General features: G+C 45.3%; 7 protein-coding genes. All 7 read left to right on the plus strand.

The genetic code is table 11. The features are described from left to right. The first annotated feature begins 125 nt into the window (after positions 1 to 125). Positions 126 to 1,391: a tyrosine-type recombinase/integrase gene (locus tag DN730_RS18930; protein ID WP_115469685.1), complete on the plus strand. Its 1,266-nt coding sequence runs from the start codon at positions 126 to 128 to the stop codon at positions 1,389 to 1,391. Beyond that, entirely contained in the window at positions 1,384 to 3,114 is a 1,731-nt protein-coding gene (locus DN730_RS18935; protein ID WP_115469686.1) for a site-specific integrase, read from the plus strand. Before DN730_RS18930 ends, DN730_RS18935 begins: the two co-directional genes overlap by 8 nt. Beyond that, positions 3,111 to 5,144, plus strand: coding sequence for a hypothetical protein (locus tag DN730_RS18940; protein WP_115469687.1), 2,034 nt, complete (start codon positions 3,111 to 3,113; stop codon positions 5,142 to 5,144). The genes DN730_RS18935 and DN730_RS18940 overlap by 4 nt, the downstream gene beginning before the upstream one ends. Next, positions 5,125 to 5,574, plus strand: coding sequence for a hypothetical protein (locus DN730_RS18945; RefSeq protein ID WP_115469688.1), 450 nt, complete (start codon positions 5,125 to 5,127; stop codon positions 5,572 to 5,574). The genes DN730_RS18940 and DN730_RS18945 overlap by 20 nt, the downstream gene beginning before the upstream one ends. A gap of 87 nt (positions 5,575 to 5,661) precedes the next feature. Next, positions 5,662 to 5,859 carry a helix-turn-helix domain-containing protein gene (locus tag DN730_RS18950; protein ID WP_115469689.1) on the plus strand — a complete coding sequence of 66 codons (198 nt, stop codon included), beginning with the start codon at positions 5,662 to 5,664 and terminating at the stop codon, positions 5,857 to 5,859. A 54-nt stretch (positions 5,860 to 5,913) separates the two neighbouring features. Beyond that, positions 5,914 to 7,452: a type I restriction-modification system subunit M gene (locus DN730_RS18955; RefSeq protein ID WP_115469690.1), complete on the plus strand. Its 1,539-nt coding sequence runs from the start codon at positions 5,914 to 5,916 to the stop codon at positions 7,450 to 7,452. After that, on the plus strand, positions 7,449 to 8,038 hold a 590-nt coding region (locus DN730_RS18960), incomplete at its 3' end, for a restriction endonuclease subunit S (RefSeq protein WP_147290599.1). The genes DN730_RS18955 and DN730_RS18960, both read left to right, overlap by 4 nt.

Below are 8,038 nucleotides of genomic sequence, written 5' to 3' on the forward strand. Positions count from 1 at the left end.
GGCAAACGTTACATACCTTCTTTTAATCCCACACCATACATGCTTCAATGGTGACAAACTAAAACGCTCTATATTCAGATATGAGTTTCTACTGAATAGCATCGAGCTGTTCACGGGGGAACTAAATGGCCAGTCTTGAACTCATCCATTATCAGCCACGACGAGCAGAGATAAATTATGGCTCGCTTCAGTGGAAAGACTTAAAAAGAAAACCAATTCAAAACCTTCCTCAAATTGTTTGGGAAGATAATTCAACTTGGGCTGAAGCCAACCTTTGGGCTTTGTATCAAGCCACATCCTCAAAGCGTGATCTCAAAACAGTTCGGTCCAATATGGCTCATCTGCTTGGTTATGCAAAATGGTTGGAAGCGGAATCACTTGATTGGTGGCATTTTCCAGAGAGGGGAAGCGAACGCTGCCTTATTCGTTTCAGAGGAGCTTTGGTAGCAGCAAGAAACAATGGCGAGCTTGCTCCAAGCACTGCTTCACAGAGAATGGCGGCAGTGATCCGTTTCTATAAATGGATGCTCTCCCGTCGGCTTATTTCACCGGAATGGCCAATGTGGGAAGAGCGCTCTGTAGGAATAACGCTAACGAATTCATTTGGTCTTGAACACACCATGCGAGTCGCCAGTACTGACCTTTCCATTCCAAATCGAAAGGTTGCGGGAGCCATACAGCTTGAAGATGGGCTTCTACCCGTATCAGTTTCGGCAATGAAGGAAATACTTGCGTTATCAGATCGAGTTGCAACCGAAGAGCTTTCTTTAATGCTTCGAATAGGCTTCTTCACAGGGTTGCGTATTGGCTCAATTACCGATCTGAAGGTTCAAACTCTTCACAACGCAACACTGGTTCCAGAGGTCGGCTGGAAACGATTAGCTGTTGGCCCTGGTGCTAGGCCAACGGTCTCAACCAAGTTTGGCGTTTCCGGTTCAGTGCCAATACCAGAGGAGCTTCTCGAAACACTTATTGCCTATTCCATGAGTACGAGACGGCTGAAGCGCCAAATGTTAGCGAATCCCGAAGATCAGGATTTGTTATTCCTCACTCGCTATGGAAATTCGTACAGCGGTGATGATAGCCGAGCGGTCAACGTGGAAATGTCGCGTCTTCGGTCTGCAGGGATAAAGCAAGGTATAAAAGTCTTACGCGACTTTCACTTTCATCGCACAAGAGCCACTTTTGCCACGGAATTAATGAGAGTTGCGCTAAAGTTCATGCCTGTTGGTGATGCCATCCAGTTTGTAAGGGAAGCATGTCTGCACCGAGACGAAAGCACAACAATGAAGTACATCAAATTTATTGAAGCTAACAAAGCTATGGCCGAAGCTGCCGATGCATTCACCAATATGTTTATGGGGCTTGCAAGAGGGTCTTCTGATGAGTGAATTAGATCTGACATTCCCTAATTTTCCAATGGGTACACATCAAGTACCTTGGAACTTAAAAATACTAATATTCAAAGGTGCTGCCAAGTTATCTAGAAAGTCGGCGATTCTTTCAATTGAAAGCGGAGAATTTGGGAATCCTATTGAAGATCGAATCCCTCTAGTTATGGCATTTCACGAAGCGATCTCTTCAATGATTAGTCTTGGTAAATCCCGAGCACTAGTTGAATCCAGCTTAGAAGTACTTTGGCGCTTTTTTTCATGGTCGGAAGCCAACTCGGAGCCTATTACTCGAGAAACGATTATTGATATATTCAAGCGATGGGCTGAATTCCAACTTTATAGGACTCAGATTAGAAAAGAAATAAGCGCTATTCATGCGTATAGGCAGTCGTCGAAAATGGCGAATCTTATTGCTAAAGCATTGCACCTCCCAGGGATCAAACCTGGCGGAACCTTATTACAACAAACCCGGATAAGAAAGCCTCCCGAGAAGAAGCGCGTTCTAAGCGTGAAAGCGGATAAGCAAAATTTAGATCAGACGTTTGAATTCGGCCACGTATTAACAAAAATATGTAGGGCTTTGGATTTAGAAACAGTACGCGGAAAGCTCCCGATTCTTATAGATGCCGGCGGTGAAAAGATGTTGACGTTGTCTGGCAATTTAATGAAGCCAAACATGGATACTAATGTCATTGAAAACGAAGCTTCTAGGCGAAGGGCCGAGATTGCGCGTGCGCCTTTAAATGATAGTGAAAGCCTGTTCGATAGGCACAAACGTTCTGGAATACTTAACCAAAGGATAGAAGCAGAGTTACTTATATTTATTGCGCAAACCGGCATGAATCTTACTCAAGCAGCGAGCTTTGAAAGAGAGAACTATCGATGGAAATCAAACGGTGAAGATCTTGAGGTCTTTCGTGTTTATAAAGGCCGCCGCAGTGGTGAAGCTATTTTTCGTTGTTTCAAATCTTATCGTGAGCACCTCGAAAAATACATGGTTTGGCTAGATGAAACGGGGCTTAGTGATCATGACAATCGATTATTTCCTCTTTTGAGTAGAGGCATGATTCGCGCGAAAGACGCTAAGGTGAAGTTTTTCACTACCAAAGAGACATTCAAGAAAATTAATCTAGCGTTCATTGGGCCAAAGCAACTGCGTAAAACCCGAGTAAACTGGCTGCTCAGACGTAGTCGTGACCTAGATCTGACTGCTGAACAAATGGCACACGATAAAGGAGTTCTTCTTCGTGACTATGAGATGCCACATCACCAATCAGCCGCCGCTGAAATTATTCATTTTTACAACGCAACAGATCCCGCTTTTTCGCCGCCAGGCCCCGGTATATGTATTGATGAAGGGCATAAACCTGAGTCGATAGCAGGACTTCCCAAAGAGGCGCCCAAGCCAGATTGCGTTAGTCCGGAAGGTTGTCTTTTCTGTGCCAAGCATAGAGATATCATGAGTTCTGAATATTGCTGGAAACTCGCTTCTCATTCTCACATAAAGAGTTTGGAGACTGCTCTCTATAAGCCTTCTGCTCAACAAGAAGTACACCCAGGCTATCGCGTTATCGACCGAATCACTCAAAAACTTGAAGCGATTGCCTCGGGTAGCCAGATTCGAGCTTTGTGGGTAAAAGAAGCGAAAGATTCAATTCGTTCGGGCAAGTATCACCCATACTGGGACGGGCATATTAAATTGCTGGAGGTCATTGTATGAACGTTACTGAGCTTCCAGGATTACAAATTGAGTCGCCGATAATCACGACGAGCGCGGAAAACTTTAGACCATCTAGTTGGCCGCCGCCTATCGACTTTCCTGTAGTTACAGATGCTGAAGGGAATGTAGTGTCCCGGTATGGTGACGTTCGCTGGGACCTATCCCCTTGGGCAGGCCATACACTCACTATCCATTTTGGGGATGGACCAGGGCAAGGAAAAAAACTAAGCCTTGAGAATGCATCTTTGTTGCGCCAAATAGTTGCTTGGTGGCTTTGGGGAGCAGCAGCCGTGCGCTCAGCCCGTTCGTTAGTTTATAAGTTTGAGTCTATTAAACCACTATTTGTTGCGTGTACAGATAACGGCATAGTAGCGACCGATTTATACAAGTTCCCCAGAGTAATTCAGGACGTTGCCAGCTATTACTCTGCTAGAGGCAATAGGCTTATCTCTTACCTAAATGCGTTGAGTTATGCCGAGGATCAATTGGGATTTACCCTGCTGAACGAAAAAGGGATGAAAATCTTCAGCGAAGCTTTACCAAACAATGAGGAAACACAAACAGCCTATATTCCAGTGCGCATATGGAATTATCAAATCTCCCGACTGAGAGAATGCATCGATGATTTTATAGCTCATAAAGATGACATCGAAGATTGTTACAATTTTTGTTTGGATGCCTATGCAAAAAATGCCGGAGGCAGTCTTGCGACGGCTTTTGGAGGGCTCGGAACCAATGCCCCATTTAACGGTGCACGGTCTATTGGCTTGCAGCGATCAGGCAAAGTGTTTTATGGAAAATTTCGCGAAACAGCTAGGAATTATAAAATAGAGAGGCTTCTTGAAAAGTGGTGTAACACTGAGAATAAGATGGCACCAGTGACTCTTTCAAGCTATTTAAGTTTGGTTTGCCAGTCAGGCCTTGCGTATATTCTGAATTTGTCTTTGATGCGTGTTGAAGAAGCTGGAAAACTAAGAGCTGACTGTTATGAGGTCGAACCTGATCCTTTGGGTAATGACATTCATCTTTTAAAAGGTATTACGACAAAAACCATTGAAGATGGCGATGCACGCTGGATTGTTTCATCAAGTGTAGACATTGCCGTTAAGGCGATGGAGGCTGTAGCAAGTATGCGAATGAAAGCTGCTATAGAAAACCCATATATCGAACTATCTAAGGAAGATATTGAAAACCCAGTCTTGCAGTCTCTACCTCATGAGCCATGGAGCCCAAAGGCTCCGCTAAAGCAACCTATCAAGAAATACAAAAAGGCGAGATCTTATGGCGATATTTGGAACATCTGGCCAAAACTGTTCGACGCTAAAGAGCTGACTATTACCGACGCTGACCTTGAACTGGCTAACAGGCTCACTGACGGGCTTGATCCTGAAAAGTTCGCATTAGGCAAGGTATGGCCATTGGCGTGGCATCAATTGAGGCGAACTGGAGCGGTAAACATGCTTGCCAGTGGGTTGGTAAGCGAAGCATCACTTCAATATCAACTTAAGCATGCCAGTCGTGCAATGAGCCAATACTACGGCAAAAACTATTATCGCCTAAAAGAGCCGCTGAATGACGAAGCCCGTGGTTACTACCTCCGTGAAATGTACCAAGCAATGGTAAGGGAGTTTAAATCTCTTCAGTCTGATCAATATGTATCGCCTCATGGAGAGAAACGCAAAGACCAGATTCTCCAGGAGATATCTGAAAAAGATCACAAGCAGCTAATCAAAGCGGCAAAGGCCGGTCGTATAAGTTACCGGCAAACCTTTCTGGGTGGCTGCGCTAACTCTGGCCCACCCTGTCCATTAGGCGGTATCAGTAACATCAGTTCCTGTATGGGATTCGGCGAAGAAAAGCCATGCAAATCTGCATTATTGGATAAAGACAAACTACCGATGATAAATCAGCTTAGAGAAGTGGTTTCTATTCAAATTATTGAAGCCGAAGAAGGCTCACCCATGCATGAATCATTACAAGCACAATTAGAATCAGCGGAGAGAGCAATCAATGTCATCGAAAACTGTTGAGCCAAAGAAAATCAGTAAAGCTGAATTGAAGTTTAGGGATGCCTTTGAACGCCTCAAACAGGGCAAACCTGACATCCTCCCGAAAGGCACGCTGCTTAGCCAGAATAATGTGGCCAAAGAGGCAGGCGTAGACCCTTCAGCGCTCAGACGAGCCCGGTTTCCTGAGTTAGTGGCAGAGATCCAAGAATGGATTGAAGCACACAAAGACGAGAAAGCCACAAAATCACCCAGACAAATGATGCTTGCTCAAAGGTCGCGAAACCGGGATTTAAAAGAGAAATATAAGTCTCTCGAGGAGCAGCGAGATAAGGCGCTAAGCCAATTGCTAGACGCTCAGGCACGTATTCTTGAGCTTACCTTGGAAAACCAAAGGCTTCGTGCCCAGTTACCAAGCAGTAAAGTCACGCATCTCTCTGATCGAAATAATTGAAGTTGAACTCACAAAATGCTACTCAAATCTATAATTGCTGGTATGCTACGGTGTTAATTCTAAAAACAAATTGCTAGGGACACAGCCATGATCCGCTGCCATCTCGCTCGCATGATGGGCGAACACAAGATGCGTATTGCTGACGTTGCCAGAGAGACGGGGCTTAGTCGCGCTACTATCACGCTGCTCTACAAAGAAACGGCCCAGAAAGTGGATCTGGAATCCATTGAGAAGCTATGCCTGCTGTTTGAGTGCCAGGTAGGTGACCTGCTCGAACTGGCATAGCACTGAACAACCCTTTAAAGATAACGAACAAACAATTATAAACAGGAAGACTACATGACAAGCATCCAACAACGTGCCGCCCTTCAACGACAAATTTGGGCCATCGCCAACGATGTGCGCGGCTCAGTCGACGGTTGGGACTTTAAACAATATGTCCTCGGCACCTTGTTTTACCGCTTCATTAGCGAAAACTTCGCCAGTTACATCGAGGCCGATGATGAAAGTATCCATTACGCATCGCTAGGCGATGAGGTGATCACCCCAGATATCAAAGACGATGCCATTAAAACCAAGGGTTACTTCATCTACCCGAGTCAGCTGTTTGTGAATGTCGCCAAAAATGCCAAGACCAATGAAAGCCTGAATACCGACTTAGCCGCGATCTTTGCCGCTATCGAAGCTTCCGCTAGCGGCTACCCATCAGAAGGCGACATAAAAGGCCTGTTTGCCGATTTCGATACCACCAGTAATCGCTTAGGTAATACGGTAAAAGAAAAAAATAACCGGTTGGCTGATGTACTGAAAGGCGTGGCAGGTCTGGAGTTTGGTAAATTCGACGCGGCCCATATCGACCTGTTCGGCGATGCCTACGAGTTCCTTATCTCCAACTATGCTGCCAATGCCGGAAAATCCGGCGGCGAGTTTTTCACTCCGCAACATGTTTCCAAGCTCATCGCGCAACTCGCTATGCACAAACAAACCAGCGTGAACAAAATCTATGACCCTGCGGCGGGTTCCGGGTCGCTGCTTTTGCAGGCCACAAAACATGTCGACGCGCATATGATTGAAGAGGGATTCTTCGGGCAGGAGATAAACCACACGACTTACAACCTAGCCCGTATGAATATGTTTTTGCATAACATCAACTACGACAAGTTCAATATGCAGCTGGGCAATACACTGACCGACCCGCATTTTGGTGAAGATAAGCCCTTTGATGCCATCGTATCTAATCCGCCGTACTCAGTGAAGTGGATAGGCAGTGACGACCCAACGCTAATTAACGACGAGCGCTTTGCACCTGCGGGCGTACTCGCGCCTAAGTCCAAGGCTGATTTTGCCTTTGTACTGCATGCACTGAGTTACCTTTCGAGCAAAGGGCGTGCTGCTATTGTTTGCTTCCCTGGTATTTTTTACCGAGGCGGTGCAGAGCAGAAAATCCGTAAGTATCTGGTCGATAACAACTACGTCGAAACGGTCATTTCACTTGCGCCCAACTTATTTTTTGGTACCACCATCGCCGTGACCATTCTGGTGCTCTCCAAACATAAAACCGACACCAACACCCAGTTTATTGATGCTAGCGGGCTGTTTAAGAAAGAAACCAATAACAACACGCTAACAGATGATCATGTTAAGCAGATAATGGATGTGTTTGATAGCAAAGCGAATGTGGATCACTTTGCTCGATCAGTGTCTTATGAGGAAGTTGCTAAAGACTACAGCTTGTCGGTGAGTAGTTATGTGGAATCCAAAGACACCCGCGAAGTGATTGATATTACTGAGTTGAATGCAGAGCTGAAAACCACTGTCTCCAAGATCGACCAGCTGCGCTTAGATATTGATGGGATTGTTGCGGAGATTGAGGGATGAGCAATGTAAGCTTTATGGAAAAGCTGCTGGATGGGGTTGAGGTTGAATGGATACCCTTGGGTGAAATGGGAGAGCTAGTTCGAGGTAGCGGTCTACCCAAGACAGACTTTACTGACTTTGGTGTTCCAGCTATTCATTATGGGCAAATCTATACCTATTACGGGTTGTTCACACACACAACAAAATCCTTTGTTTCAGAAGAAACATCAAAAAAGCTGAAAAAAGTTGATTTTGGTGATGTTGTAATTACAAACACTAGTGAAAACTTGGAAGATGTCGGAAAACCGTTGGTCTATCTTGGAGAAAAACAAGCTGTTACTGGCGGACATGCCACTATTTTGAAACCGTATGAAGGCTTACTCGGAAAGTACTTCGCTTACTACTCACAGACGCGTGAGTTTTTTAAAGAAAAGCGCAAGTATGCTAAGGGTGCAAAAGTAATTGACGTCTCAGCAAAGGATCTGTCGAAAATTGAGATCCCCATCCCATGCCCAGAAAACCCAACAAAATCACTGGAAATCCAAGCCGAGATCGTCCGTATTCTGGATACCTTCACTGAGCTGACCACTGAGCTGACCACTGAGCT

Origin of the sequence: Marinomonas piezotolerans (assembly GCF_003362755.1) — a bacterium.
Classification (GTDB): Bacteria; Pseudomonadota; Gammaproteobacteria; order Pseudomonadales; family Marinomonadaceae; genus Marinomonas; species Marinomonas piezotolerans.

Excerpts from the sequence above, each read along its gene's own strand:
- DN730_RS18955 (WP_115469690.1), top strand. The coding sequence starts at position 5,914 with ATGACAAGCATCCAACAACGTGCCGCCCTTCAACGACAAATTTGGGCC.
- DN730_RS18935 (WP_115469686.1), top strand. The coding sequence starts at position 1,384 with ATGAGTGAATTAGATCTGACATTCCCTAATTTTCCAATGGGTACACAT.
- DN730_RS18945 (WP_115469688.1), top strand. The coding sequence starts at position 5,125 with ATGTCATCGAAAACTGTTGAGCCAAAGAAAATCAGTAAAGCTGAATTG.
- DN730_RS18930 (WP_115469685.1), top strand. The coding sequence starts at position 126 with ATGGCCAGTCTTGAACTCATCCATTATCAGCCACGACGAGCAGAGATA.
- DN730_RS18950 (WP_115469689.1), top strand. The coding sequence starts at position 5,662 with ATGATCCGCTGCCATCTCGCTCGCATGATGGGCGAACACAAGATGCGT.
- DN730_RS18940 (WP_115469687.1), top strand. The coding sequence starts at position 3,111 with ATGAACGTTACTGAGCTTCCAGGATTACAAATTGAGTCGCCGATAATC.